The following is a 288-nucleotide window of genomic DNA, read 5'->3' as shown; positions in this document are numbered from 1 at the left end:
ACCAGTAATACGGTGGATGTGAATGTGTCGGCAGCGGTCATTACATCGATTCAAGTGACGCCTTCACCGGTCAACGTAGTAAAAGGTCAGACTCAGCAGTTAACTGCAACAGCGACATTCAGTGATGCGACGTCCTCTGACATCTCTAGCTCAGTGACGTGGGCGCCGGATGATACGGCGACGGCTACCGTATCATCAGCGGGTTTATTGTCTGCGGTTGAGGTGGGTAATACGACCCTCACGGCCACCAAAGATGGTGTGACCAGTAATACGGTGAATGTGAATGTG

The 288-nt window shown here is 51.7% G+C and carries 1 protein-coding gene; it reads left to right on the top strand.

Going from position 1 to position 288, the window contains the following annotated elements:
• A partial coding sequence (locus HC725_RS16610) for an Ig-like domain-containing protein (protein WP_190332956.1) occupies positions 1-288 on the top strand: 288 nt, incomplete at both ends.

The organism is Vibrio sp. S17_S38 (genome assembly GCF_014694375.1).
GTDB lineage: Bacteria > Pseudomonadota > Gammaproteobacteria > Enterobacterales > Vibrionaceae > Vibrio.
The sequence above is the reverse complement of the archived record's forward strand: the minus strand, read 5'-3'. Positions and strand labels throughout refer to the sequence as shown.